Below are 25,011 nucleotides of genomic sequence, written 5' to 3'. Positions count from 1 at the left end.
CGGAAGGTGACGGGCAGCCGGGGAGGCACCGCTGAGCTGGGCGACCGCTCGACCACCCAGTCACGCGCCGCTCAGGCGCGTGTTGCTCAGTACGGGCCGTTCACGTTGTCGATCGAACCGTACGTCTTGGCGGCGTAGTTGCACGCGGCGACGATGTTCGCGACGGGGTCGCGCTGGTCGTTGGCGGTGCCTTCGACGTGGTACGTGTCGAAGGTCGGCTTGATGACCTGCAGCAGGCCGATCGACGGCGTACCGTTCTGGGCGTTGATGTCCCAATTGTTCGAAATGTCGGGGTTGCCGCCGGACTCCCGCATGATGTTGCGGTGGATGCCCTCGTAGGTGCCGGGGATGCCGTGCTGCTTCATGACACCCAGGGCCTCCTTGATCCAGCCGTCCAGGTTGGTCGACTTCGTCTTCGGAGTCTGGGTCTGCGTCGTGCTGGACCGCTCGGCGGAGCGGTCGGCCCGCTCCGGCGCGCCCCGCTTCTCGGCGCCGGCGGAGGAGGAGGGAAGGGTGAGCTTCTGACCGGGGCGGATCAGGCCCGGGTCATCACCGACGGTCTTCCGGTTGGCGTCGTAGACGGCCTTCCAGCCGCCCTTGACGTCGCGGTCGGTGGCGATGCGGTACAGGCTGTCGCCGCCGACGACGACGTACGAGCCCGACGCGTCGGACCCCTCAGCCTTCGACTGCTGGGCGGCCTTGGACGCGGCCTGGGTCTGCGCGGCGCTGGAGTGCGCCTGGACCTTGGCCGCGGCAGGGGCGGAAGCGGCGTTCGCGCTGCCCGCGGTGAGCAGCGGGGCGGCGATTCCCGCACCACCGGCTGCGAGTACGACGGAAATACGGGAAACGCGACGGAAATTGAAGGGGTGACGCAGGCTGCGATGGCGGCCACGAGACATGGGGGATCCTCTCCTAGCGCCTGCGAGGTGAGCTGTCGGATTCGGGCTGGAGTGGCCCGGCCATATCCCGGCGCACGAGGGCGCAAAGGGCATGGCTTCACCCCTAGCCGGCCGCACTGTGCGACTCGGCGCTTACCTGGTTCCCCCGCTCCTGCCACATTCTCTCGTGTGTATTTCCCTCACCGGGCAGCAGGATTCGGCGCCCCGGCAGAGGAACTCCCGCCGCGCATAGGGCCGGGAGCGAGGACACAGAAACACAATGGATTTACCAGAGCAAGGCGCGGGATTTTGATCATTGGCACCCCGCAGAAATGATCATTGAATTTATCCACGCTATGCTGTGGATCATTTTCTGAGCGTGAGAGAGGAATAATGCGGCTCTTTTGAAGAGCCCGTAGAAATAGGCACTTTGGCGATGCGGTGACGCAGCACACTGCCCCTCGGGGCGCGCCGATGTGTTTCCGGCCACAGGAAGACCGAAGAGGCCGCCAACTCACCCCTATTCGGGCATTGCGCGACTATAGAGTCCAATGAGGGGCTTGTCCGACTGTGGGCGTTTTTCGTAATACGGTTGCCGCTCCCGGTCCGGCTGGGAAGGATGGCTCCTCGTGCTTCCTGACCTCTCCCCGTGGCGGGAGTCGCGCGACTTCCGGCTGCTGTGGACGGCAGGGCTGGTCACCGTCTTCGGCAGCTTCCTCACGTTCGTCGCCCTCCCCCTCCAGCTCAAAGAGCTGACCGGCTCGGCGGCGGCGGTGGGCGCGCTCGGCGCCGTGGAGCTGGTGCCGCTGATCGTCTTCGGGCTGTACGGGGGCGCCCTCGCCGACGCCGTGGACCGGCGCAAGCTGATCCTGTGGAGCGAGGCCGCGCTCGGGGCCGTGGCCGCCGGCCTGCTGCTCAACACGCTGCTGCCGCACCCGATGCTGTGGCCGCTGTACGCCGCCGCGGCCCTCACCAGCGCGCTGACCGGCGTCCAGCGCCCGGCGCTGGACGCCATCGTGCCGCGCATCGTCGCGCACGACCGGCTCAGCGCCGCCGCCGCGCTCAACGCGCTGCGCTGGCAGGTCGGCGGCGTCGCGGGCCCCGCGCTGGCGGGCCTGCTGCTGGCGTACGCGGGCATGGAGACGGCGTACGCCATCGACCTGGGCACCTTCGCGTTGTCCGTACTGCTCGGCCGCGGGGTGGCACCCTCACCGCCGGGACACGACGCGACGAAGCCCTCACTGAGCGGGATCTGGGAGGGCGCGCGCTACGCGTGGGGCCGCAAGGAGCTGCTGGGGACGTACGCGGTGGATGTGGCCGCGATGCTGTTCGCGTTCCCGATCGCGCTCTTCCCGTTCCTGGCCGACCAGTTGGACGCCCCGTGGGCGCTGGGGCTGATGTACGCGGCGCTGCCGTTCGGCTCGATGCTGGTGAGCGCCACCAGCGGCTGGTCCTCGCGGGTGCACCGGCACGGGCTGGCGGTGGTGCTGGCGGCGCTGGGGTGGGGCGCCGCGATGACGGCGGCCGGGCTTGTGCGGAACGTCTGGCTGGTGCTGCTGTTCCTGACGCTGTCGGGCGCCTTCGACATGGTCAGCGGGCTGTTCCGCACCACCATGTGGAACCAGACCATCCCCGACGAGCTGCGCGGCCGGCTCGCCGGGATCGAGCTGCTGTCCTTCTCGGCGGGCCCGCAACTGGGCCAGGTCCGCTCCGGCGGGGTCGCCTCGCTCACTTCGGTACGGATCTCCGTGTGGTCGGGCGGCCTGGCGTGCGTGGCCGCCGTCGGCCTGCTGGCCGCGGTACTGCCGAAGCTGCTGGCGTACGACGCCCGCACGAGCGAGGACGCACGCGCCGTACGGGAGGCGCGTACGAAGTCTCAGCCCTGAGCGGGTCCGTCCTCCTGGCCGCCCCGCGAGGGGCCATCGCGCCAGCGGGGGTCGCTCTCCCACTGGGAGGTGCGCTCCCGCGCGGTCTCCAGCGCGTGCTCGGCCTCCTCGCGACTGGCGTAGGGGCCCATGCGGTCCTTGCCCGGCGACTGCGGGCCCTCCTCGACCTGGCCGTCCTCGACGTTGAAGAACCACTCGCCGGGCCTGCCGACCGTCTTGCGCTTGAACAGAGCCATGGGCCCATGGTCGCGCACCCCGCGCGAGTGCGCAGCACCCCACAGCACCCGTCGGCACCCCGCAGCGGCCCGCCGAAGGCCGGACTAGACTCGCCGCCATGTCTGGCCAGTCTCTTCTTGCCCCCGGCACCCTCTCCCCGCCCCGGTCGGTGCCCGCCTCCATCCCGCGTCCCGAGTACGTCGGCAAGCCCGCGCCCACCCCCTACGACGGGCCCGAGGTGCAGGACGCCGAGACGGTGGAGAAGATGCGGATCGCGGGCCGGGTGGCGGCGCGCGCGATGGAGGAGGCCGCGAAGCACATCGCGCCCGGCGTCACCACCGACAAGCTGGACGAGGTGGCGCACGCGTACATGGTCGAGCACGGGGCCTACCCCTCGACGCTGGGCTACCGCGAGTTCCCCAAGTCGCTGTGCACCTCGGTCAACGAGGTCATCTGCCACGGCATCCCCGACTCGACGGTGCTGCGCGACGGCGACATCGTGAACCTGGATGTGACCGCGTACCTCGACGGCGTGCACGGCGACAACAACGCCACCTACCTGTGCGGCGAGGTCGACGAGGAGTCGCGGCTGCTGGTGGAGCGCACGCGGGAGTCCCTCACCCGTGCCATCAAGGCGGTCAAGCCGGGACGGCAGATCAACATCATCGGCCGGGTGATCGAGTCGTACGCCAAGCGCTTCGGCTACGGCGTCGTCCGCGACTTCACCGGCCACGGAATCAACAGGTCCTTCCACTCGGGCCTGATCGTCCCGCACTACGACGACCCCAGGGCGACGACCGTGATGCGCCCCGGGATGACCTTCACCATCGAGCCGATGCTGACCCTCGGTACCCACGAGTGGGACATGTGGGAGGACGGCTGGACGGTCGTCACGAAGGACAGGAAGCGGACGGCGCAGTTCGAGCACACGCTGGTGGTGACCGAGACGGGCGTGGAGATCCTGACGCTTCCGTAGCGGGCTCGCCGGGTACACGTTTCCCGACAGGGCGTCGGCAAACCCTTGACTTAGGTAAACCTAAGTAGCAGGATCAAGGCTATCGCGCCGCCCTGCCGGATCGCGTGTACCCGCCTCCGCACCCCCGGGAGCCAGATGTGACCTCGTCAGTGTCGGACACGGCCTTCTCCGCACTCATCCGCACCGCCTCCCGCGAGCAGCACGCCGAGGCCCATGACTCGGCCTTCATGAGCGAACTGCTCGGCGGCAAGCTCGGCCTGGACGCCTACACGCGCTACACCGAGCAGCTCTGGTTCATCTACCGCGCGCTGGAGGAGGCCGCCGCCACCCTGGAGGACGACCCGGTCGCGGGTCCCTTCGTCCGCGGTGAGCTCTTCCGGCTGCCGGCGCTGGAGCGGGACCTCACCCACCTCCACGGCGACGGCGCCTGGCGTGAGGCGCTCACTCCCCTTCCCACCACCTCCGCGTACGCGGACCGGATCGCCGTGGTGGCCCGCGACTGGCCCGCCGGCTATGTCGCCCACCACTACACCCGCTACCTCGGCGACCTCTCCGGCGGCCAGATCGTCCGCGGCACGGCGGAGAAGACCTGGGGCTTCGACCGCAAGGGCGACGGCGTCCGCTTCTACGTCTTCGACGCGATCTCCAACCCCGCCGCCTTCAAGCGCGAATACCGCGCGCTGCTGGACGCGCTCCCGTGCGACGACCTGGAGAAGCAGCGCGTCATCGAGGAGTGCAGGCGCGCCTTCGACCTGAACATCGCTGTCTTCCGCGACCTGGGGGCCCAGTTCCGGCTGAGCGCCTGAGCCCGGCCCTCACATCGCGCCCCCGGCGGGCTGAACGCCGCCGGGGGCCGTCGCGCCGGGGTGGTACCCGCGCCGGGCGAGGGCCCGGAGTTCACGGGTGAGGGTCCGGTCGGTCTCGGCCGCGGCCGACAGGACCCTCGCGACCCGCCGCTCGGCGGCGTCCAGCTGCGAACGGGGCACCGGAGAAGACGTCGCGCTCGACGCCCTGCCGTTGTCGTCGAGGCGGATGCCGTCCTCCGCCAGGCCGTCGAGCGCTCTTTCCAGGTCGGACTTGTGGCCGGTGAACGCCCGGTGGACGGACTGGAGGAGGCGCAGGACATCCGCCGCCTCCTCCACCAGGTCCGGAAGGCGGGCGGATGTCCTGGTGACGAAGCCCCGGACGGCCGTGGCGTTCTCCCCGGACCAGGCGGCGTCCCGTATCGCGGAGGCGTACGCGGCGGCCGAGGCGTCCGGCGTGCCCTTGCCCCCGCCGCCCCCTTCGGTCAGCTCACCGAGCCTGCGGTGCAGCGCCCTCCAGTCGGTGATCGCCGCGTCCAGCCCGGCCAGGCGCAGGTGCCGCAACTCCTGGACGGTCGGTGTGCCGGGCTTGGACATGTTCCGTCCTCCTACGTGAGCCGCTGGTCGAGTGTCGCGAGGGACGACATCGTGTCCTGGAACCTCGCCTCGTCCCTGGCGTGCTCCGCGCGGGTGTGGTCCAGGTGGTCGGAGACCTTGCCGTAGGCGTCCCGGAAGGCGTTGAGCTTCGTCTCCCACGCGTCGTCCAGCTCGGAGAGCGCGCCGCCCAGGCCCAGCCCCCCGGCGGACAGGTCGGCCGCCGCCTCCGAAATCGAGGACCTGGCATCCCGGCCGGCGGTGGCGAGCTGCCGTCGCAGGTCCTGGGCCATGTTCCCCAGGCGCCCCAACTCGTCGTCCCGCACGACGAGACCGGGACCGCCGGTGGAGTCGTCGCCGGGGGCGACCACGACAAATCCGCTCCACCACCACCCGCGCGCCCCTCCGCCGCCCCCATCGGCGGCGATGGGCGCGGTGGCGGCGGTCGTCTTCCCCTCCGCCCGCTCTCCTTCGTCCCAGGACTCCGGTGGATCTCCGCCGTACGGGCGGACACATGAGCAGGCGCACAGAGGCGGGTGGATGAACATCGCCGTCAACCTAGGGAGGGCGACCGGTCCTTGACAACCGAAGTCCGTGATCTCCCCTTCGTCCGCGCACTCTCACCACGCAAAAACCCTTTGTCTTCGCGGGTGCGTCGCAGCGCACAATGAGGGTCGGGACGCCGCGAGAATTGCGGGGTCCGGTCATTGTTTGCTTGTTTGCGGGGGAGTTGACTCGTCATGTCTCATACCGAGATGCCCGGAGCCCGGGTACCTATCCGGATGTGGGCGGACCCGTCCACGGTGGAGGAGGGTGCGCTCCAGCAGCTGCGGAACGTGGCGACGCTTCCCTGGATCAAGGGGCTCGCGGTGATGCCGGACGTGCACTACGGCAAGGGTGCGACGGTCGGCTCCGTCATCGCGATGCACGGGGCGGTCTGTCCGGCCGCCGTGGGCGTCGACATCGGCTGCGGCATGTCCGCCGTGCGGACCTCGCTCACCGCGAACGACCTGCCCGGTGACCTCTCGCGGCTCCGGTCCAAGATCGAGCAGGCCATTCCCGTCGGGCGGGGCATGCACGACGAGCCGGTGGAGCCGGGCGAGGTGCACGGGCTGCGGACCTCCGGCTGGGACGACTTCTGGTCGCGCTTCGACGGGGTGGCCGAGTCGGTGCGCTTCCGGCGGGAGCGGGCCCTCAAGCAGATGGCGTCGCTCGGCGGGGGCAACCACTTCATCGAGGTGTGCGTGGACACCACGGACGCCGTGTGGCTGATGCTGCACTCGGGCTCGCGGAACATCGGCAAGGAGCTGGCGGACTTCCACATCGGCGTCGCCCGAGACCTGCCGCACAACCAGGGCCTCGTCGACCGCGACCTGGCCGTCTTCGTCGCGGACACCCCGCAGATGGCGGCCTACCGCCACGACCTGTTCTGGGCGCAGGAGTACGCCAAGCACAACCGGGCGCTGATGATGGGCCTGCTCAAGAACGTAGTGCGCAAGGAGTTCAAGAAGGCGAAGCCCGTCTTCGAGGACACCATCTCCTGCCACCACAACTATGTCGCCGAGGAGCGCTACGACGGCATGGACCTGCTGGTCACCCGGAAGGGCGCGATCCGGGCCGGCGGCGGCGAGTTCGGGATCATCCCGGGCTCGATGGGCACCGGCTCGTACATCGTCAAGGGCCTGGGCAACGCGGCCTCCTTCAACTCCGCCTCGCACGGCGCCGGCCGGCGCATGAGCCGGAACGCGGCCAAGAAGCGCTTCTCGGAGCGCGACCTGGCCGAGCAGACGCAGGGCGTGGAGTGCCGTAAGGACTCCGGGGTGGTGGACGAGATTCCCGGCGCCTACAAGCCGATCGAGCGCGTGATCGACCAGCAGCGGGACCTGGTGGAGGTCGTCGCGAAGCTGAAGCAGGTCGTCTGCGTCAAGGGGTGATCCGGGGCGGCGGTACGGCGGCGGGCCGCTCACCGGGGTGCGACGCACCTTGGGCCGCGCCCGCCCCGTAGGTCCCGTCCGCTGTCTCCCTCGCGCGTCAGCCGGTCAGTGGGCTGCGAGCACCAGCGCCAGGCCGATGAGCGCGGGCACGGTCTGTACGAAGAGGATCTTGCGGGCGGAGGTGGCTGCCCCGTACACACCGGCCACGGCCACGCAGGCAAGGAAGAACACCTTCGCCTGGAACCCCACAGGGTCGGCCGCCACCGCACCCCACACAAGACCGGCGGCCAGGAAGCCGTTGTACAGCCCCTGGTTGGCGGCGAGGGATTTCGTGGCGGTGGCGAACTCACTGGTCGTCCCGAACGTGGCCCGGGCCCGCGGGCCGGTCCACAGGAACATCTCCACGACGAGGATGTAAACGTGCAGGACAGCGATGGCCAACACCACGACGGTGGCTAAGATCGACATGCGCTCAGAATGACAGACCTGTCCCCGCGGACCTGTCCCGGCCCTGACGAGCGGAGGGACGCACAGGCATCAGCCAAGAGGTGCGGGAGCAGCCGGCAGTTGGCTGCCGGGGCGTCTCCTTCCGGAGCGTCTCCCTCCGGGCATCCCTCTCAGGCCGCCGCCACGTGCACGGCAGCGTCGTCGTCAGGGTCGGCGGCCCCTGCGGCGGGGCGGGCGGCGTCGCGCAGCGCGGCGCGTAGGCGGTCGCGTGCCGCGGCCTGGGCCGCGATGCGTGCCTCCAGCACGGCCAGCCGCTCGTAGGCGATGCGCAGGCCCTCTTGGGAAGGGGGCGCGGTGGCCATGTCGCCGTCCAGGCATGCCGTGAAGAACCCGGCGTCCTCCAGGGTCAGTCCGGCCTCCAGCAGGTAGCGGATGTTGCGTACGCGGACCTCGGCGGCCTCGTCGTAGACGCGGTAGCCGTTGTGCGCCCGGCGCGAAGTGAGCAGGCCCGCCTGCTCGTAGTGGCGCAGGGCCCGCGCCGTGGTCCCCGTCTGCTGTGCCAGCTCTCCGATGCGCACCCGCCCCGCCACCTCCGGCCCTCGGCCCTCTCACGCCCTCACGGGCTACGCCACCACGGCGCCCCCGTCGACCGGCAGGATAACGCCGGTGACGAACGACGCCTCCGGCGCCGCCAGCTGCCGAACGGCCCAGGCCACCTCCTGCGGCGTGCCCCGTCGGCCCAGCGGGGTGTGAGCGATCTGCCAGGCGCGGATGGCCTCGCTCTGCTCGGGGGTGAGGCCGCGGTGCGCGCCGATCGGCGTCTCGATGGCGCCGGGCGCGACGGCGGCGACGCGTACGCCGTGCGGGGCCAGGTCGACGGCCCAGCTGCGGGTGAGCAGTTCCAGGGCCGCTTTGGTCGCGGCGTAGACGGAGTTGCCGGGCCAGGCCCGCTGGCCCACGGACGTGCTGACGTTGACGATCACCCCGCCGCCGGGCGCGGCCTTGAGCGCGGGCAGCGCCGCCTGGGCGAGCAGCACGGGCGCTGTGAGGTTGGTGGCGAACTGGCTGTCGATCTCCGCGCGGGTGCAGTGCGCCAGGTCGCCGGAGCCCACGACGGCCGCGTTGTTGACCAGTACGTCGAGGCGTCCGGTGGCCTCCAGCGCGGCGGCGGTGATGCGGGCCGGGGCGTCCTCGTGGGTGATGTCGGCCGCGAGCGGGGTGATGGTGCCCGCGCCGGGCTCCGTGGCGGCCTCCGCGAGGGGGCTCTCGCGGCGCCCGACGGCGATCACGTGCGCCCCTTCGGCGGCGAAGGCCCGCGCGGTGGCCCGTCCGATGCCCGTACCGGCGCCGGTGACGACGACGGTCCTGGGGCGGGTGGGCGGTGCGGGCTGTATGGGCGGTGCGGGCGATGTGCTGTCCGGGGTGGTGGCGCTCTGCGGCGCGGTGGTGGCGTTCATGCGCCCATCGTTGGACCTTGCCGCCAACGTCAAGGTCAAGGCGAAGGGCAAGGCGAAGGGCACGGCCAGGCGAACATGGCCGTGCCCGCCGTCCCCCGGGTGGGCGGGGTGCGGCGGGCACGGCGTGGGAGAGCCGGACCGTCAGCTCTCGTTCGGGGAGAGCCGGACCATCAGCTCTCGTTCGGGGTGGCCGCGCCTCCCGTGCGGCGGCGGGCGGCGTAGACGGCGGCGCCGCCCAGCGCGGCCAGCGTCAGGGCGCCGCCCATGACGGAGGCCGAGGGCAGCCCTGTGCCGGTGGAGGCGAGCGCTCCGGAGTCGCCCGAGCCGCCGACCGTTCCGGCGCCGCCCACGGAGGCGGGCTCGGCGCCGCCCGAACCGGAACCGGAATCCGAGCCGCCATCGCCGGCGCCGGGCAGCTCGGCGTTCTCGTCGAGCGAGACGGCGGCGGTGACCGGGTCGAGCTTCTCGCCCTCCTCGTAGAAGCCGGCGAACGCCTTGGCGCCGTCCTCGGTGAGCGTGGCGGGGACGTCCTTGAGGGAGACGACGTCCTTCTCGGGGTCCAGGGCTCCGCTCTTGAGCTTGAGGCTCGCGACGCTGAGGCCGTCGTAGGTGGAGACCTTGCCGGACTCGCGGTCCTTGCTGCGGACATCGGCCACGAGGTTGCCCTTGGTGCCGGCGGCCTCGACCCGGAAGTGGGAGAGGGTCAGGTCGAGGGTGTAGGAGCCGCTCTCCTTGTGGCCGAGGAAGCGGACGCCGCCCTTGAAGGCGGCGTTCAGGTCGTCGGGCTGGTAGTCGCCGCTGCCCTTGGGGAAGCGGTAGCCGCTCTTGGTGGTCTTGGCGCCGTCGGACATCTCGATCTTGCCCTTGGCGATGGGGCCCTTGACGTACTTGCGGAAGGAAGCCTTGACGCCCCAGTCGAGGTTGCCGTCGGCGATCTCGCCGGAGGCGGGCTTCTCGTCCCCCGGCCCGGCCGAGCCGCCGCTGCTTCCGTCGGTGGTGCCCCCGTCGCCGGAGCCGCCGGACGTCGAGCCCGTGGAGGTCGAACCGCCGTTGCCCGAGCCCGCGTTGCCACCGTTGGCGGAGCCGCCCGCGGTGTTCGAGCCGTTGGCGCCGCCGCTGCTCGCCGGGGTGACGGCGAGGGAGGCCGGGTCGAGCTTCTCGCCCCCCGGGTAGTACTTGTCGAACGCCTCGGAGCCCGCTTCGGTGAGCGACGCGGGGATCCCGGCGAAGGTCATCTCGCCGCCCTCGCCGGTGCCCGGCTTGACGTCCGTGAGGTCGAGGGTGGCGAGCTCGACGTCGTCCTTGCTCTCCTCCGGCTTGCCGCTGCCGTCCTTGCCGGTGCCCTTGTCGACGTCGGCCGACAGGGAGCCGCTCTTGCCCTCGGTGACGACCTTGAGGTCGGACAGCTTGAGGTCCAGCTTCCCCTCGTGGCCGTAGAGGTGGACGCTGCCCTTGAAGGCGGTGGTGACGGCGTGCGTGCCCGTGTCGTAGGAGCCGGTGCCGTCGGTGAAGCGGAAGCTGCCGTCCTCATTGGTCTTCGCGCCGTCCGCGACGGTGATCTCGCCGTTGGCTATCGGCCCGGTGAGGTAGTCGCGGAAGGACTTCTTGATGCCCCAGTCCAGGGTGCCGTTCTTGAGCGGAATTCCGGCCGCGGCCTTCGCGTCCGAGGCCGCAGCGCCGGAGCCGGCGTCGGACAGCGCCGAGGCGGGCAGCGCGAAGGCGGTGGCGCCGAGCACCGTCGCCGTCGCCGCGGCCAGCGCGATGGCGCCGCCTCTCGAACGGGTGCGTTCAGTACGTGAATTGACGGTCATGGTCCGGATTCTCTCCTGAATAAGGGAAACGTGGGGAGGATGAGAGGGGTGTGGATCGTGAGGTCTGGGGGTCGGTCGGTCGGCCGAACCGATCAGCGATCAGCCGGAAGTGCGGCCGTGGGCCCGCCTCTTGCGTACGGCCACGAACGCCGCAGCCGCCGCGAGGAGTACGGCGACCCCCGCACCGGTGGCGATCAGCGGTGTCGAGGACGAGGCCGAGGAGGCGTCGGACCGTGCGGCGGCCTGCCGTGCCTTCTTCGGCCGTTCCGCCTTCGCGCCGGAGGACGGGGCGCCGCTGCCCAGGTCGGGCAGCGCGGGCAGTTCGGCCTTGTCGTCGAGGGCGACGGCGAGTGAGACCGGGTCCATCGTGGTGCCCTTGCCGTACATCCCGTTGAACGCCCTGGCGCCCTGTGCGGTCAGCTTCGCGGGTGCCTCGGTGACCTTGACCAGGTCGTCCTGGGGCTCAAGGGCCCGCTTCTTCGCGCGGAAGGTGATCAGGTCCCGCGCCTCGGCCGTCTTGCCCGTCTTGGCCGTCTTGCCGCCTTGCCGCACCTCGGCGGCGAGGGTGCCTTTGCCGTCCTCGACGCGGACGGTGACCTCGCGGAGGGAGAGGTCGAGCGCCTTGCCGGTGAAGTGGACGGCGCCGCTGAACTCCACGTCGAGAGTGCCCTTCTTCTCGTCGTACTTCCCCTTGCCGCGCGGGAAGCGGAAGAGGGCTCCGCCGTCCTGCGCGCCGCCGGTCAGCTTCCACTCGCCCTTGGCGATCGGGCCGGTGACGTACTCGCGGAAGGTCCGGCGTACACCCCAGTCGACGGCGGCGTCCTCGATCCGGCCCTTGCTCGCGCTCTTGCCGTCGCCGGAGCCCTTGCCGCCCTTCCCCTTCTTCTTCCCTTCGCCCTTCCCCTGGCCGGAGCCGCCGGAGGGTGCCTTGAGGTCGGCGGAGAGACTGACCGGGTCGAGCGGGGTGCCCGCCTTGTAGTAGCCCGCGAAGGACTTGGCGCCCTCGGCGGTGAGCCGGGCGGGGACGTGGGAGAGCGCGACGGGTCCCTTTCCGCCACGCATGTTCACGCCCTTCAGGCTGAGCGAGGCGAACGGCACCCGGGCGCGCTCGCTGACGGTGCCGGTGCCCTTGGCCTTGCTGCGGATGTCGGCGTAGAGAGTGCCGGAGCCGCCGGAGATACGGACGCCGGGGTTGCTGACGGTCAGGTCCAGCTCGTTGGTGCCGTTCGGTTCGCGGTGGCCGGTGAAGTGGACGCCGCCCCAGAACGAGGCGTTGAACGCGCCGGAATCGGGGTCGTAGTCGCCGTGCGCCGAGTGGAAGCGGAACTGGCTCTCGCCCGCCGTGGCCGCGCCGTTCGCCAGCGTGTAGCGGCCCTTGGCGATCGGGCCGGTGACGTAGGTCTGGAACGACGCCTTGATGCCCCAGTCCAGCCGGCCGCCGGAGACGGTCCGTTCGGCCCGCGCTGCCCGCATGGCCTGGGTTGTCCGTACGGACTGCGCTGCCCGTACGCCCCCTTCGGCCGCGTACGCGGGTGGTCCCGGCAGCGCCGGGAGGACGGCCACGAGGGCGGCCAGGGCGACGGCCGCGTGCGGGGCGCGTCGACGCCGCGCGCTGCGGCCTGCGTTGGCGCGTGGATACGGCATCGGAGCTTCTCCAGGGGACAGCCGGGCAGCCGGACAGCTGGACACCACCGGGGCTAGCGGTTCAGGTAAGGCTAACCTAAGCTATTCCGGATTGCGCCGGAACCCCTCCGGCCCCGGCATCCCCATCCGAAAGGCACAGACGTGCATCAACGACCCCGTGTGCTGGGGGCGTTCGCCGCCACGCTCGCCCTGGCGCTCGCCCTGTCCGGCTGCGGCGGCTCCGCCGGCACCGGTGCGGCGCGCTCGGGGACGGACGGCGGCAAGGGCGCCGCGCACTCCTCGGCCGACCGCGCCGAGCCCCTTTCGGGCCCGGCCCCGGCGCCCGCACTGCCCACGCGGGTGAAGTCGGCCGACGGGCACCGGGTGGAGGTGCGCAGCGCCGCGCGGATCGTGCCGCTGACCGGCTCGCTCTCGGAGATCGTCTACAGCCTCGGGCTCGGGAAGCGGGTCGTGGCCCGCGACATCACCACCACGTTCGCGCAGGCCAAGAAGCTGCCGGTCGTCACGCGCGCCCACGATGTGTCCGCCGAGAGCGTGTTGTCCCTCAAACCGACGCTCGTCCTCGCCGAGACCACCACGGGACCCGCCGAGGCGATCGGCCAGATCCGCGCCGCGGGCATCCCCGTCGTCGTGCTCAAGCCGGCCCAGAAGCTGGTGGATGCCGGCACCCGGATCGACGCGGTGGCCGCGGCGCTCGGCGTGCGCGAGGCGGGCGAGCGGCTGCGCGCCCGCACGGACAAACGCATCGACGCCGTACGTGAGAACCGCCCCGCCGGGGGCAAGCGCCCCCGCGTCGCCTTCCTCTATCTGCGCGGCTCGGCCTCCGTCCATCTGCTGGGCGGCGCCCGCTCCGGCGCCTCCTCCCTCATCGAGGCGGCGGGCGGCGTGGACGCGGGCAAGGAGTCGGGCCTGAAGAAGGACTTCACCCCGATCACGAGCGAGGCCCTCGCCAAGGCGGCGCCCGACGTGATCCTCGTGATGGCCAAGGGCCTTGAGTCGGTCGACGGCGTCGACGGCCTGCTCAAGATCCCCGGCGTCGCGGAGACCCCGGCCGGCCAGCAGCGTCGCATCGCCTCCATCGACGACGGCATCCTCCTCAGCTACGGCCCCCGCACGGACAAGGTCCTGACGGACCTGACCGGGCAACTCCACAAGGCCGGCACCTCATGAGCGCCCCGACCCACCCGGACGCCACGTCCGGCGCGGACGCCACGTCCGGCGCGGACGCCACGTCCGGCCCGGACGGGGCGTCCGGCGCGAAGACCGGCCCCGGCGCGGAGTCCACCCCCTCTCCGGTCGTCACCACTTCAGACGGTGACGCCATATCACCACCACCCGGGAGCACGGGCTCAGGGCGTCGGCCTCGTGCGCGGCGCGGTGTCGCCGCGGTGCTCACCGTCGCGCTGGCGGGCGCGCTGGGCGTGCTGGCACTCGTCTCGGCCGGGATCGGCGCCTACGAGATTCCCGTGGTGGATGTTCTCGGGTCGCTCGCGCACCGGGCCGGGGTGGGTGGGGCGCCGCTCGACCGGGTGGCGGAGAGCGTGCTGTGGAACGTGCGGCTGCCGCGGGTCGTGCTGGCGCTGCTCGTCGGGGCCTCGCTCGGGTGCGCGGGGGCGCTGATGCAGGGCGTGTTCGGGAACCCGCTGGCGGAGCCGGGGGTCATCGGCATCTCCGCCGGGGCCGCGGTGGGCGCCGTCGCCGCGATCTCGCTCGGGCTGAGCTTCTTCGGCAACTGGACGGTGACCGCCTGCGCGTTCGTGGCGGGGCTGGGCACCGTGCTGCTGGTGTACGCGCTGTCGCGCTCGGGCGGGCGCACGGAGGTCGTGACGCTCATCCTGACCGGCATCGCCGTCAACGCGTTCGCCGGTGCGCTCATCGGCCTGTTCGTCTTCTTCGCGGACAGCGCGCAGGTCACCCAGATCACCTTCTGGCAGCTCGGTTCGCTGGCGCAGGCGACCTGGCCCAAGGTGCTTGCTGTGCTGCCCTGCGCGCTCGCCGGGCTGCTGGCCGCGCCGTTCTACGCCCGCAAGCTCGACCTGCTGGCGCTGGGCGAGCGGCCCGCACGGCACCTGGGCGTCGACGTGGAGCGGCTGCGGATCGCGCTGGTGCTCGTCGTCGCGCTGCTGACGGCCGCCGCAGTCGCGGTCGCCGGCGTCATCACCTTCGTCGGGCTGCTCGTCCCGCATCTGCTGCGGATGGCGGCCGGGCCCGGACACCGGTTCCTGGTACCGGGCAGCGCGCTGGGCGGAGCCGTGGTGCTGGTCGCCGCCGACCTCGCGGCGCGCACGGTCGCCCAGCCCGCCGAGCTTCCGCTGGGCGTGCTGACGGCGCTGCTGGGCAGCCCGTTCTTCTTCTGGCTGCTGCGCAGGACGCGGCGCAAGCAGGGCGGCTGGGCGTAGCCCACGCCCACACCCCCGCACTCGCACTCGCACCCGCCCCAGCCCTCGCCCCCGACATCCAAGGGACTCTCACATGCCAGGACTTCCGGGCTTCCGCAGACAGCGCACGCTTCCCGCCGAGCCCCTCGCCCCGGGCGCACCGGCCGCCGCGGCGCGCGGCGCGTCCGTACGGCTGGCCGGCCGGACGGTGGTGGACGGGGTGGAGCTCTCCGTCGCGGCCGGGGAAGTGCTGGCCCTGGTCGGGCCGAACGGGGCGGGCAAGTCCACGCTGCTGGCCGCCCTCGCCGCCGATCTGCCCCTCTCCGGGGGAGAGATCGACATCGCGGGGCGCGCGGCGCACACGTGGACGCCCCGCGAACTGGCGACGCGCCGCGCCGTGCTCCCCCAGGCCGCCGCCCTGGCCTTCCCGTTCACCGTGGAGGAGGTCGTCCGCATGGGCCGCGCGCCCTGGACCGGCACCCCGCGCGAGGACGAGGACGAGGCGGCAGTCGCCGAGGCGATGGCCGCGACGGAGGTCACCGGGTTCGCCGGGCGCCCCTTCTCCGCGCTCTCCGGCGGCGAGCGCGCCCGCGTCGCGCTGGCCCGCGTGCTGGCGCAGCGCGCCCCGTTGCTGCTGCTGGACGAGCCGACGGCGGCGCTGGACCTGCGCCACCAGGAACTGGTCCTCGCCCTGTGCCGGGAGCGGGCCGCCGCGGGGGACGCGGTGGCGGTCGTCCTGCACGACCTGGGGCTGGCCGCCGCCTACGCGGACCGGGTCGCCGTCCTCGCCGACGGCCGTCTCACCGCTCACGGCCCACCGGCCGAAACCCTCACCCCCGACCGCCTCACCGAGGTCTACCGCCACCCGGTGGAGGTCCTCGACCACCCCCGTACGGGCGCCCCGCTGATCCTCCCGGCCAGGCCGGGCGCACCGCGCGGCCACGGCGGCTGAGCCGCGCTGGGACAGGCTCCTTTTCGGACGGCACGTTTCCGGCCATCGCCGTACGCCGGGCGTCCACACCTGCCGCAGGAGAGGGGAATCAGCCCTGCCGGTTGGCGGCCGGGGCAGGGCGAGGAACGGCACGGCAAGAGTCCGGGCTGCTCAGGATGGGGGCGCCGGGCCGCCGGTCGTTCGGCATCAAGCGTGATCATGGAGCCGCACGGCGAAACTTGGCCGGAAGCAGGGGGGACGAAGAAAGCACAGGAAGGGGATCTTCCTCGTTGAATCGCCCGGAATATACGCGCGCTGACATACAACCCTCACCACACTCTCCGCACTTCCGGCCGGAAAGTGAACGAATGGCGACGAGACCCGCTCAACTGTCTTAAGGTCAGGGCAATGTCGGCGCACCTCCCGTGGGGGCGGGAAGCTGTGCGCCGTGGGGGGATCCGCGTACCTGGGGGGGTTCATGCGGCGCGACTCTGCGTTCGTGTCCGATGCGGGGAGATCAGAAAGACCCGAGAGAGCGGAGCTGAGGGGTACAAGTGCGTCCGCACGGCGCGTCAGCCGCGCCAGCAGGGAGAAGTCCGTCTGGTACCGGCCCGTCGCACTCGCGGCGGACACGGTGGGGGCCACAGTGCCCGTCGCGCTCCTCTTCCAGCAGGCGGGCCGGCCGCACGCCCTGGCGGCCACCATCGCGGTCTGTGTGGCGTGGTTATGCGTGCTGACCGCACACCAGCGCTACGGGCTCCGCTTCCTGGGTGAGTCCCGGGGGCTGCTCACCACGCTGCACGACTGGCTCACGCTGGTCGGCCTGCTCGCCGTGGTCCGCGTGCTGACCAGCGAGAGCTCACCGCCCGCCGTCGCGCTGCTCGCGGTGACACCGGCGCCCGTACTGACGGCCCTGTGCCGCTCGCTGACGCACCGCCACCTCACCGCGCAGCGCCGTCAGGCGCGCGCCGTGCACCGGGCGCTGGTCGTCGGGGAGGCGCGCGCCGTCGACCGGGTGGTGGAACAGCTCGCCAGCCGTACGGACCACCCGTACGTCGTCATCGGCGCCGTGCCCGTCGGCGAGTCCGTGCCGCGCAGCGGCATCCCGGAGGCGGGGCAGCTCGCCGGGTCCGACCGCGGGGACGACGGACAGGCCGTGCTGGCCGCCGCTCGGCGCCACAGCGCGGAGACCGTGCTCGTCGCGCCCGGCTCGCTGCTGTACGGCGAGCGGCTGCGCGCCCTGTCGTGGACGGTGCACGACGCCGGATTGCCGCTGGTCATCGCCTCGGGGCTGGCCGATGTCGCCCTGCGCAGGGTGCGGCCCTCGACGGCCGCCGGGCTGCACCTGCTGCACGTGGACCCGCCGGTGCGGCGCGGCCCGCAGCTCGTGCTCAAGGCGGCGCTCGACCGCGCCGGCGCGGCGCTCGGACTCGCCCTGCTCGCCCCGCTGTTCGCGCTGCTCGCGCTGGCGGTGCGGATGGACTCGGACGGGCCCGCGCTCTACCGCCAGACCCGGGTGGGGCACCGGGGCCGGCCCTTCACCATGTGGAAGTTCCGCTCCATGGCCGTCGACGCCGACCGGCTGCGCACCCATCTCACCCCGTCGAACGACGTGGACGGGCCGCTGTTCAAGATGCGCGCCGACCCGCGCGTGACCCGCCTCGGCCGGCTGCTGCGGCGTACCTCGCTCGATGAGCTGCCGCAGCTCGTGAACGTGCTACGCGGGGAGATGTCCCTGGTGGGGCCCCGGCCGCCGCTGCCGGACGAGGTCGACGCCTACGAGGGACCCGCGCTGCGGCGGCTGCTGGTCAAGCCGGGGCTCACCGGGCCCTGGCAGGTCGGCGGCCGGTCCGACCTGTCCTGGGACGAGAGCCTGGCCCTGGACCTGCGCTACGCGGACAACTGGTCGCTGACGACCGACCTCGACCTGCTGGCCCGTACGTTCCGGGCCGTGGTGGACGGGCGGGGGGCGTACTGATGTCCGCGCTTCGGACACGCCGCGCCCGCCCGGCCGGCGCGCTACGCCTGGCCCCGCCACCAGTCGTAGGTGCGCGCGATGCCCTCCCGCAGCGGGATCTCCGGGCGGAAGCCCAGCTTGAACAGGCGGGAGACGTCCAGGAGTTTGCGCGGGGTGCCGTCCGGGCGGCTGGTGTCCCAGACGATGCCGCCGCCGAAGCCGACGACCTCGCGCACCGTTCCGGCGAGCGCCGCGATCGTCAGGTCCTCGCCGCACCCGACGTTGACCGGGGCTGCCTCGTCGTACTCCCGCAGCAGCAGGAGGCACGCCCGCGCCAGGTCGTCCACGTGCAGGAACTCCCGCCGGGGCGTTCCGCTCCCCCACAGCGTGACGTCCGCGCTCCCGTCGCGCTTCGCCTCGTGGAAGCGGCGGACGAGGGCGGGCAGAACGTGGGAGGTCTCCAGGTCGAAGTTGTCGCCGGGCCCGTAGAGGTTGGTGGGCATGGCGGAGATGTAGGAGCGGCCGTACTGCTCGCGATAGGCCCGCACCTGCGTGATGCCCGCGATCTTCGCCAGCGCGTACGGCTCGTTGGTCGCCTCCAGCGGGCCCGTGAGCAGGGCGTCCTCGGATATCGGCTGCGGGGCGTGCTTGGGGTAGATGCACGAGGACCCCAGGAACAGCAGCCTGCCGACCCCGGCGGCGTGCGCGCCCGCGACGACGCTGAGCTGGATGCGGAGGTTGTCCTCCAAGAAGGGCACGGGGAAGGTCTTGTTGGCCATGATCCCGCCGACCTTCGCCGCCGCGAGGACCACGGCGTCGGGCCGCTCGGCGCGCAGCCAGTGCTCGGTGCCGGCCGCGTCGCGCAGGTCGAGATCCGTGCGGTCGCGGGTGAGCACCTCGTAGCCCTCAGCGGTCAGCCTGCGGGCGACGGCGGAGCCGACGAGGCCCCGGTGACCGGCGACGAAGACCCGGGCACCGGACGGCAGCAGGAGCGCCGCACCCGGCTCGGTCGAGGTCGTAGGGGCGTGCGGAGCAGGCACGTTCTGAGGAGGCGTCATGTCTCCGGATTGTGCCAGTACGCACCCCTGTTCGCGGAGGTTGCCGACAAACGGAACGTAACGGCTCTCCATCCCTATCCGGCGGCACACTCACACTCATCGAACGGGGACGGCTCGTGACCAAGAGCGCACTGATCACCGGCATCACCGGCCAGGACGGCTCGTACCTGACCGAACTGCTGCTGGAGAAGGGCTACACGGTGCACGGCCTGGTGCGCCGCTCCTCGTCCTTCAACACGGCGCGCATAGACCACCTGTACGAGGAGCCGCACCAGCTGGAACGCTCCCTGGTGCTGCACCACGCCGACCTCGCCGACGGCGTCGCGCTCGTCAACCTGCTGCGCGACCTGCGCCCCGACGAGGTCTACAACCTGGGTGCCCAGTCCCATGTACGGGTCTCCTTCGACTCCCCCCTCTACACCGGGGACGTGACCGGAATGGGCACGGTCCGCCTGCTGGAGGCGATCCGGGCCAGCGGCATCGACACCCGCATCTACCAGGCGTCCTCCTCCGAGATGTTCGGCGCGGCACCGCCGCCGCAGAACGAGGCCACCGGCTTCCACCCGCGCAGCCCCTACGGCTGCGCGAAGGTCTTCAGCTACTGGTCGACAGTCAACTACCGCGAGGCGTACGGCCTGTTCGCCGTCAACGGCATCCTCTTCAACCACGAATCCCCCCGCCGCGGCGAGACCTTCGTGACCCGCAAGATCACCCGGGCCGTCGCCCGCATCCGGGCCGGGCTCCAGAAACACCTGTACTTGGGAAACCTGGACGCGGTACGGGACTGGGGATACGCCCCCGAATACGTCGAAGCGATGTGGCTCATGCTTCAGCACGAAATCCCCGACGACTATGTCGTGGCGACCGGAACCGCGGCGACAGTACGCGAATTCCTCGCCGCCTCCTTTTCCTCGGCGGACCTCGACTGGGCGGACCATGTGCGGTTCGACGCGAAATATGAGCGGCCCAGTGAGGTGGACGCGCTCATCGGCGACGCGGCGAAGGCCGAGTCGCGGCTCGGCTGGAAACCGCGCGTGATGTGGCCCGAGCTTGCTCGGATCATGGTCGAGGCGGACATTTCCGCGCTGGACGCGGAACTTGCGGGGTCGACCGTACGGGTCGACCGCCGTTGATCTTTCCCCAGCCCCGCCCCGTCAAAGAATCGCACTAATGCGCTCTTCCTCATCGCCGGACGGGCTGAAATTCAGCCCCTCCGGCGCTTGAGGAGATCGCACTACACCACAAATTGGGGGAGAAAGTGAAAAGAAAAAGCACCCTGCGCAAGGTCGCAGGGCTCGCGGCGGTGCTGGCCATGGCCGCCGCCACCTGGGGCGGCCCAGCCCTCACCGAGCGCGGAGCCCACAAGGCCGAGGCGCTCACGCCGCCCGTGGCGATGACGGCGGACGACCTGTCGACATGGCAGACGAACGGCGTCGTATGGGCCATGGCCCAGTCCGAGGGCGTCGTCTTCGCGGGCGGCACGTTCTCCGCGATCCGCCCGCCCGGCTCGGCGCCGGGGGACGACGAGCGCCAGGCCGTCAACTTCGCCGCGTTCAACGCGGCGACGGGCGAGCCGACCGACTGCCGTCTCAACTTCACGGTGGGCAGCGGCTCGGCCTCGGTGCGGGCGCTGGCCGTCTCCCCGGACGGCGACACCCTGTACGCGGGCGGCAACTTCGCCGCCGTCAACGGCACCAGCGTCAGCAGGGTCGCCGCGATCGACATCGAGTCCTGCACGGTCAAGCCGGGCTTCAGCCTGTCGGTGTCCTCGACCGTGCACGCGCTCGCCGTCACGGGCGACACCGTCTACATGGGCGGGGACTTCACCTCCGTCGAGGGGCAGGACCGCGGCAAGTTCGCGGCGGTCACCACCGGCGGGGACCTCAAGCCGTGGGAGGCGGACGCGGACCTGACGGGCCGGGCCGTGGAGGTGACGCCGGACGGGCAGAACGTCGTGCTCGGCGGCGACTTCGACCGCGTACGGGGCGCCGACTCGCACGCGCTGGCCGTGGTCGACGCGTCCTCCGGCGCGATCAAGCGCAGCTACCCGCGGTACTTCGTGCCCCGTGGCTCGGTGATCAAGGGCATCTACGTCGACGAGACCGGCATCTACACCGCCCACGAAGGCACGGGCGGCGGCGTCTTCGACGGACGGCTGGCGCTGAACCTCAGCGACTTCGGGCAGCGCTGGCGGGACACCTGTCTGGGCGCCACCCAGGATCTGACCGTCTACAAGAGCGTGCTCTACAGCAGCTCGCACGCGCACAACTGCCGCAGCATGGGCCAGTTCGGCGAGCTGAACGAACGCCAGCACCTGCTGGCGGAGTCGGTGAGCAACCCGACGCCACTGCTGGCGTGGTTCCCGGACACGGACGACGGCCCCTCGGGCGTCGAGCAGGTCGGGCCCCGCGTCATGGCCGTCTCCTCGCGCGGCGGCGCCGACTACATGTGGGTGGGCGGTGCGTTCTCCCGTATCCAGAGCAGTGGCAACAAGGCCCAGCAGGGCCTGATGCGCTTCACCACCGGGCCCGACACCCGGGCGCCGACCGTGCCCGAGTCGGTGACGGCGTCCAACCTCACCAACTCGGTGCGGGTGAGCTGGCCGGCCAGCACCGACCTGGACGACAGCAAGCTCACCTACCGCGTCTACCGCAACGGCTCCTCCGAGCCGGTGTACACCACCACGGCGAACTCCGTCTTCTGGAGCAGGCCGACGGTCAGCTTCACGGACACCGACGTGCGCGCCGGCACGACGTACTCGTACCGGGTCACGGCCAGTGACGCGGACGACGCCAACACCAGCGCCCGCTCCGAGGCCGTGTCGGTGACGCGGCCCGGCACCCCGACGGAGACGACCGTGGAGCGCGCGGCGAGCGCCGACGCGTACGTCAACGGCGCGGCGACCGGCAGCAACTACGGCACCCACCAGCAGCTGGCGGTGCGCGGCTCCTCGGCGTATCTGAGCTACCTGCGCTTCAGCGTGCCGTCCGCACCCAGCGGGATGGTCCTCAAGGCCGCCAAGCTCACCGTCACCACCAGCAGCGACCCGAACGCGGCGACGGCCGACACCGTCAACGTCGTACCGGTCACCGGCGACTGGTCGGAATCGGCGGTCACCTTCGCCAACCGGCCCGCGCTCGGCTCCGGCACGCTCGGCTCGCTCTCCGGCGCCTCGGACGGCAACACCGGCTATGACATCCCGCTGAGCACCAGCGGCGTGGGCGGCTCGGTGGGCAGCACGCTCGACGTCGCGCTGACGAGCCCCGGCACCGACAGCCTGTGGCTGTGGGCGCGGGAGAACGGGGGCACCGGTCCCCGGCTCATCCTGACCTTCGGGAAGCCGTGAGCACGCGCGGCCCCGTGAGCGCCGTGGCGGCCGTCGTCCTGACGGCCGCCGTGGTGCTCACCTCCGGATGCGGCGGCGGAGGCGGCGGGGACGACAAGGCGGGCAAGGGCACCAAGGGCGGCCACAGCGCCCCGCCCAGCGCCGCCACGTCGGCCTCCCCCGGCGACGACGGCAAGGGCGACGGCAAGGGCGACGAGGACAGCAAGGACGGCAAGGAGAGCAAGGAGGGCAAGAAGAACAGCGACCGGGCGGCCGGGGACAAGGGCACGCCCAAGCTGCCCCGTGCCCGGCTGACCCCGGCCACCGGCTCCTTCACCGGGAAGGAGAAGGACTACCTGGTCAAGCGGGTCTCCCAAGGTATGGATCCCGCGGCGGTCCTGGAGGCGGGCGAGACCGCGTGCGCCCGGATCCGCACGACGGCCAAGGCCAGCAAGAAGAACGCCATCAGCGCGCTGAGGACGGGCGAGATCGACAACGCGGTGCCCGCCGTGAAGCACCTGTGCCCGAAGTTCGCCCCGCTGCTCAAGGCCGCGGGCAAGGACTGACAGGCACAGAGCGCCCGAGGACACCTGTCAGGACACCCGCACGAACACCCACAAGGACGGAGAGGCCCAGCGTGGAAAAACTGCCGGTGGTCGTCGCGATCCCGACCAAGAACGAGGCCGAGAACATCGTGACGACCGTCCGGTCCGTCATCGACCACTTCGCGCACGTGGTCGTGGTCGACTCGGACAGCACGGACGACACCCGCGCGCTCGCCAAGGCGGAGGGCGCCGAAGTGGTGCCGTACACCTGGGACGGCGCCTACCCGAAGAAGAAGCAGTGGTGCCTGGATCATGTGTACCCGGACACCGACTGGCTGCTCTTCCTCGACGGGGACGAGACGCCCAGCCCCGAACTCCTCGTGGAGATACGCCGGATCTTCACCCCGGCACCCGGGCGGAAGGTGCGCCCCGCCGCCTTCGACATCCCGCTCGGATACTGGTTCGCGGGGCGCAGGCTGCGGCACGGCTACACCATCGTCAAGCGCGCCCTGCTGGACCGTACGCGCTGCCGCTTCCCCGAGCCCGACGACCTGGCGGCCCCCGGCATGGGCGAGCAGGAGGGCCACTACCAGCCGCTGGCCGACCCGGTGGTGCGGCTGGAGGCGCCCATCGAGCACCAGGACCTGGACCCGGTGCGCACCTGGTTCGAGCGGCACAACCGCTACTCGGACTGGGAGGCGTGGCTGGAGCACCACCCCGCCGTACGGGAGCAGATCCGGCAGGCCAAGACCCGGCAGGGCCGCCTCTTCCACCGTGCCCCGCTGAAGCCGCTGGTGTCCTTCGGCTACGCCTACGTCTACAAGCGGGGCTTCCTGGACGGCCGCGCCGGGCTGGACTACGCGCTGGCGATGAGCTTCTACCGCTGGCAGATCGGCCTCAAGACGCGCGAGCTGCGCTCCCCCTCGTCAGGCGGTGTCCCGCAAGAGCCCGCGCCCGCACCCGCGCTGTCGCCCGAGGGGGGCGAGGGCCGCTGACCCGCTCGTACACCCCGCGCAGCGTGTCCACGACCGCGTCGAGGGTGAAGCTGTCCTGGGCCAGCCGCCAGGCCGCCTCGGAGGCGGCGGCCGAGGCGGCCGGTTCCAGCAGCTCCAGTACGGCCCGGCCCACCCGTACCCCGTTCGCCGGATCGTCCGGCGCGCTGTCCACCAGCCGGCCGGCGCCGGAGGCCGCGATGTCGGGGGCAAGGCCGCTGGTGCGGGTGACCACCACGGGCAGACCGACCGACAGCGATTCCAGCACCGAGACGGAGAAGGCGTCCTTGACGGAGGGCAGTACGTACACGTCACTGGAGCGCAGCCGCTCCAGCACCCCCGCGTGGTCCAGCGCCCCGACGTACTCCAGCGCGTGCCCCACGCCCAGCGAACGGGCCAGCGCCAGCATGTCGTCGGCCAGCGCGCCGGTGTCCGGGCCCGCCATGACGAAGCGGGCGTGCGGATGCTTCTCCAGCACCGTCGGCATCGCCCCGACGAAGTCCTGTGGGCGCTTGCCCTCCTGGACCCGCGCGCAGTACAGCACGGTCGGCGGCCGTCCGGGCGGCGCCGGCTGCCGCGCGGGCTGCGGCTCGACGCCGTTGACGAGGCGGTACGCCGGTGCCATCGGCTCCGGCGCCACCACCGCGCGGGTCAACTCCCGCTCGGTGTCGGTCAGATGCAGCACCGCGTCGGCCCGCTTCAGCACCCACCGCAGCCCCAGCACATCCACGGCGCGCGCGACCCGGTTCCGGGTCGGGTCGATCATGCCGTGCGTCTGGAGCACCAGCGGACGGCCCAGCCGCGCGGCCAGCAACGCCATCGGGAGCGTGACCAGGTCCCGCATCAGATGCACATGGACGACGTCCGCCGAGCGCAGCAGCGCGGGGGCGCCCGCCAGCATCGCCGGGGAGGTGATGCCGCTCACCTCGAAGCGCGGCAGCACGTGCCGCGCCTGGAAGAGCCGCGCCGGAACGCCGTCCACCTCGCGCGGCAGCGGCCCTTCGGGGAACCCGTCCCCCAACGCGACCAGCGCGGCCTGCTCCCCGGCAGCGCGTAACCCCCCGCACAGATTGAGGGCGACCCTGGTGGGCCCCCCGAAGTCGTGCGTCGGCGTATGCAGCGTGACGATGTGCAGCGCCCTCATAGTGAGCCCCCCTCACAAGTGCGCCCTGCCCGGGC

Annotated in this window: 23 protein-coding genes and 1 riboswitch; of the genes, 12 read left to right on the top strand and 11 right to left on the bottom strand. The window is 71.8% G+C overall.

Annotated features, from left to right (window positions below):
* Positions 1-86: 86 nt before the first annotated feature.
* Positions 87-899 (bottom strand): transglycosylase SLT domain-containing protein, encoded by an 813-nt coding sequence (locus tag OHB04_RS29930; protein WP_326690741.1) that lies wholly within the window; start codon positions 897-899, stop codon positions 87-89.
* A 3-nt stretch (positions 900-902) separates the two neighbouring features.
* A riboswitch (cyclic di-AMP (ydaO/yuaA leader) is annotated at positions 903-1,076 on the bottom strand.
* A 431-nt stretch (positions 1,077-1,507) separates the two neighbouring features.
* On the opposite strand from OHB04_RS29930, the gene OHB04_RS29925 reads away from it, so the two are divergent.
* Positions 1,508-2,764: an MFS transporter gene (locus tag OHB04_RS29925; protein WP_326690740.1), complete on the top strand. Its 1,257-nt coding sequence runs from the start codon at positions 1,508-1,510 to the stop codon at positions 2,762-2,764.
* Here OHB04_RS29925 and OHB04_RS29920 read toward each other — a convergent pair.
* Positions 2,755-3,000, bottom strand: a complete 246-nt coding sequence (locus tag OHB04_RS29920; protein ID WP_326690739.1) for a hypothetical protein — start codon at positions 2,998-3,000, stop codon at positions 2,755-2,757. The genes OHB04_RS29925 and OHB04_RS29920 overlap by 10 nt on opposite strands.
* A 98-nt stretch (positions 3,001-3,098) precedes the next feature.
* Between OHB04_RS29920 and map the strand changes: the two genes are divergently transcribed.
* Both map and OHB04_RS29910 read left to right on the top strand, forming a co-directional pair.
* Entirely contained in the window at positions 3,099-3,956 is an 858-nt protein-coding gene (gene map, locus OHB04_RS29915) for a type I methionyl aminopeptidase (protein WP_326690738.1), read from the top strand.
* 137 nt (positions 3,957-4,093) lie between these two features.
* Positions 4,094-4,762, top strand: a complete 669-nt coding sequence (locus OHB04_RS29910; protein WP_326690737.1) for a biliverdin-producing heme oxygenase — start codon at positions 4,094-4,096, stop codon at positions 4,760-4,762.
* 9 nt (positions 4,763-4,771) lie between these two features.
* Here the strand turns inward: OHB04_RS29910 and OHB04_RS29905 are convergent, their stop codons facing one another.
* Positions 4,772-5,356 carry a hypothetical protein gene (locus OHB04_RS29905; RefSeq protein ID WP_326808675.1) on the bottom strand — a complete coding sequence of 195 codons (585 nt, stop codon included), beginning with the start codon at positions 5,354-5,356 and terminating at the stop codon, positions 4,772-4,774.
* 11 nt (positions 5,357-5,367) lie between these two features.
* The gene (locus OHB04_RS29900; protein ID WP_326808674.1) at positions 5,368-5,901 is read right to left on the bottom strand and encodes a hypothetical protein; all 534 of its coding nucleotides are present in this window, start codon (positions 5,899-5,901) and stop codon (positions 5,368-5,370) included.
* A gap of 192 nt (positions 5,902-6,093) precedes the next feature.
* On the opposite strand from OHB04_RS29900, the gene OHB04_RS29895 reads away from it, so the two are divergent.
* Positions 6,094-7,287: an RtcB family protein gene (locus OHB04_RS29895; protein WP_326808673.1), complete on the top strand. Its 1,194-nt coding sequence runs from the start codon at positions 6,094-6,096 to the stop codon at positions 7,285-7,287.
* 105 nt (positions 7,288-7,392) lie between these two features.
* Here OHB04_RS29895 and OHB04_RS29890 read toward each other — a convergent pair whose 3' ends face one another.
* From OHB04_RS29890 to OHB04_RS29870, 5 genes are all read right to left on the bottom strand, one after another.
* A complete protein-coding gene (locus tag OHB04_RS29890; RefSeq protein WP_326690733.1) occupies positions 7,393-7,755 on the bottom strand; it encodes a DUF1304 domain-containing protein in 363 nt (120 codons plus the stop codon).
* Positions 7,756-7,904: 149 nt separating this feature from the next.
* On the bottom strand, positions 7,905-8,312 hold the full coding sequence (locus OHB04_RS29885) for a MerR family transcriptional regulator (protein ID WP_326690732.1): 408 nt from the start codon (positions 8,310-8,312) through the stop codon (positions 7,905-7,907).
* A gap of 45 nt (positions 8,313-8,357) precedes the next feature.
* On the bottom strand, positions 8,358-9,191 hold the full coding sequence (locus OHB04_RS29880; RefSeq protein WP_326690731.1) for an SDR family NAD(P)-dependent oxidoreductase: 834 nt from the start codon (positions 9,189-9,191) through the stop codon (positions 8,358-8,360).
* Between the two features lie 170 nt (positions 9,192-9,361).
* Positions 9,362-11,002: an HtaA domain-containing protein gene (locus tag OHB04_RS29875; RefSeq protein ID WP_326808672.1), complete on the bottom strand. Its 1,641-nt coding sequence runs from the start codon at positions 11,000-11,002 to the stop codon at positions 9,362-9,364.
* Positions 11,003-11,101: 99 nt separating this feature from the next.
* A complete protein-coding gene (locus OHB04_RS29870; RefSeq protein ID WP_442814982.1) occupies positions 11,102-12,646 on the bottom strand; it encodes an HtaA domain-containing protein in 1,545 nt (514 codons plus the stop codon).
* A 141-nt stretch (positions 12,647-12,787) separates the two neighbouring features.
* Here OHB04_RS29870 and OHB04_RS29865 point away from each other — a divergent pair, with 141 nt between their 5' ends.
* The 4 genes from OHB04_RS29865 to OHB04_RS29850 all read left to right on the top strand — a co-directional run bounded on the left by OHB04_RS29865 (position 12,788) and on the right by OHB04_RS29850 (position 17,933).
* The gene (locus tag OHB04_RS29865; protein WP_326808671.1) at positions 12,788-13,816 is read left to right on the top strand and encodes a heme/hemin ABC transporter substrate-binding protein; all 1,029 of its coding nucleotides are present in this window, start codon (positions 12,788-12,790) and stop codon (positions 13,814-13,816) included.
* On the top strand, positions 13,813-15,045 hold the full coding sequence (locus OHB04_RS29860; RefSeq protein ID WP_326808670.1) for a FecCD family ABC transporter permease: 1,233 nt from the start codon (positions 13,813-13,815) through the stop codon (positions 15,043-15,045). The genes OHB04_RS29865 and OHB04_RS29860 overlap by 4 nt, the downstream gene beginning before the upstream one ends.
* A gap of 73 nt (positions 15,046-15,118) precedes the next feature.
* On the top strand, positions 15,119-15,976 hold the full coding sequence (locus OHB04_RS29855; protein WP_326690727.1) for a heme ABC transporter ATP-binding protein: 858 nt from the start codon (positions 15,119-15,121) through the stop codon (positions 15,974-15,976).
* 625 nt (positions 15,977-16,601) lie between these two features.
* Positions 16,602-17,933: a sugar transferase gene (locus tag OHB04_RS29850; RefSeq protein WP_326690726.1), complete on the top strand. Its 1,332-nt coding sequence runs from the start codon at positions 16,602-16,604 to the stop codon at positions 17,931-17,933.
* Between the two features lie 41 nt (positions 17,934-17,974).
* Here OHB04_RS29850 and OHB04_RS29845 read toward each other — a convergent pair whose 3' ends face one another.
* Positions 17,975-18,970, bottom strand: a complete 996-nt coding sequence (locus OHB04_RS29845; RefSeq protein ID WP_326690725.1) for a GDP-L-fucose synthase family protein — start codon at positions 18,968-18,970, stop codon at positions 17,975-17,977.
* A gap of 116 nt (positions 18,971-19,086) precedes the next feature.
* On the opposite strand from OHB04_RS29845, the gene gmd reads away from it, so the two are divergent.
* The 4 genes from gmd (at position 19,087) to OHB04_RS29825 (ending at position 23,835) form a co-directional block, all read left to right on the top strand.
* The gene (gmd, locus tag OHB04_RS29840) at positions 19,087-20,103 is read left to right on the top strand and encodes a GDP-mannose 4,6-dehydratase (protein WP_326690724.1); all 1,017 of its coding nucleotides are present in this window, start codon (positions 19,087-19,089) and stop codon (positions 20,101-20,103) included.
* Between the two features lie 179 nt (positions 20,104-20,282).
* On the top strand, positions 20,283-22,316 hold the full coding sequence (locus OHB04_RS29835) for a CBM96 family carbohydrate-binding protein (RefSeq protein WP_326809553.1): 2,034 nt from the start codon (positions 20,283-20,285) through the stop codon (positions 22,314-22,316).
* 14 nt (positions 22,317-22,330) lie between these two features.
* Positions 22,331-22,861, top strand: a complete 531-nt coding sequence (locus tag OHB04_RS29830; RefSeq protein ID WP_326808669.1) for a hypothetical protein — start codon at positions 22,331-22,333, stop codon at positions 22,859-22,861.
* A gap of 71 nt (positions 22,862-22,932) precedes the next feature.
* Entirely contained in the window at positions 22,933-23,835 is a 903-nt protein-coding gene (locus tag OHB04_RS29825) for a glycosyltransferase family 2 protein (RefSeq protein WP_326690722.1), read from the top strand.
* Here OHB04_RS29825 and OHB04_RS29820 read toward each other — a convergent pair.
* Complete coding sequence (locus OHB04_RS29820) at positions 23,738-24,976, bottom strand: glycosyltransferase (protein ID WP_326690721.1); 1,239 nt, start codon at positions 24,974-24,976, stop codon at positions 23,738-23,740. The two genes, OHB04_RS29825 and OHB04_RS29820, sit on opposite strands and share 98 nt — an antisense overlap.
* Positions 24,977-25,011 lie beyond the last annotated feature (35 nt).

Origin of the sequence: Streptomyces sp. NBC_01775 (assembly GCF_035917675.1) — a bacterium.
Taxonomy (GTDB): domain Bacteria; phylum Actinomycetota; class Actinomycetes; order Streptomycetales; family Streptomycetaceae; genus Streptomyces.
Note: the sequence above shows the minus strand (reverse complement) of the source record. Positions and strands in the feature narration are given on the sequence as shown.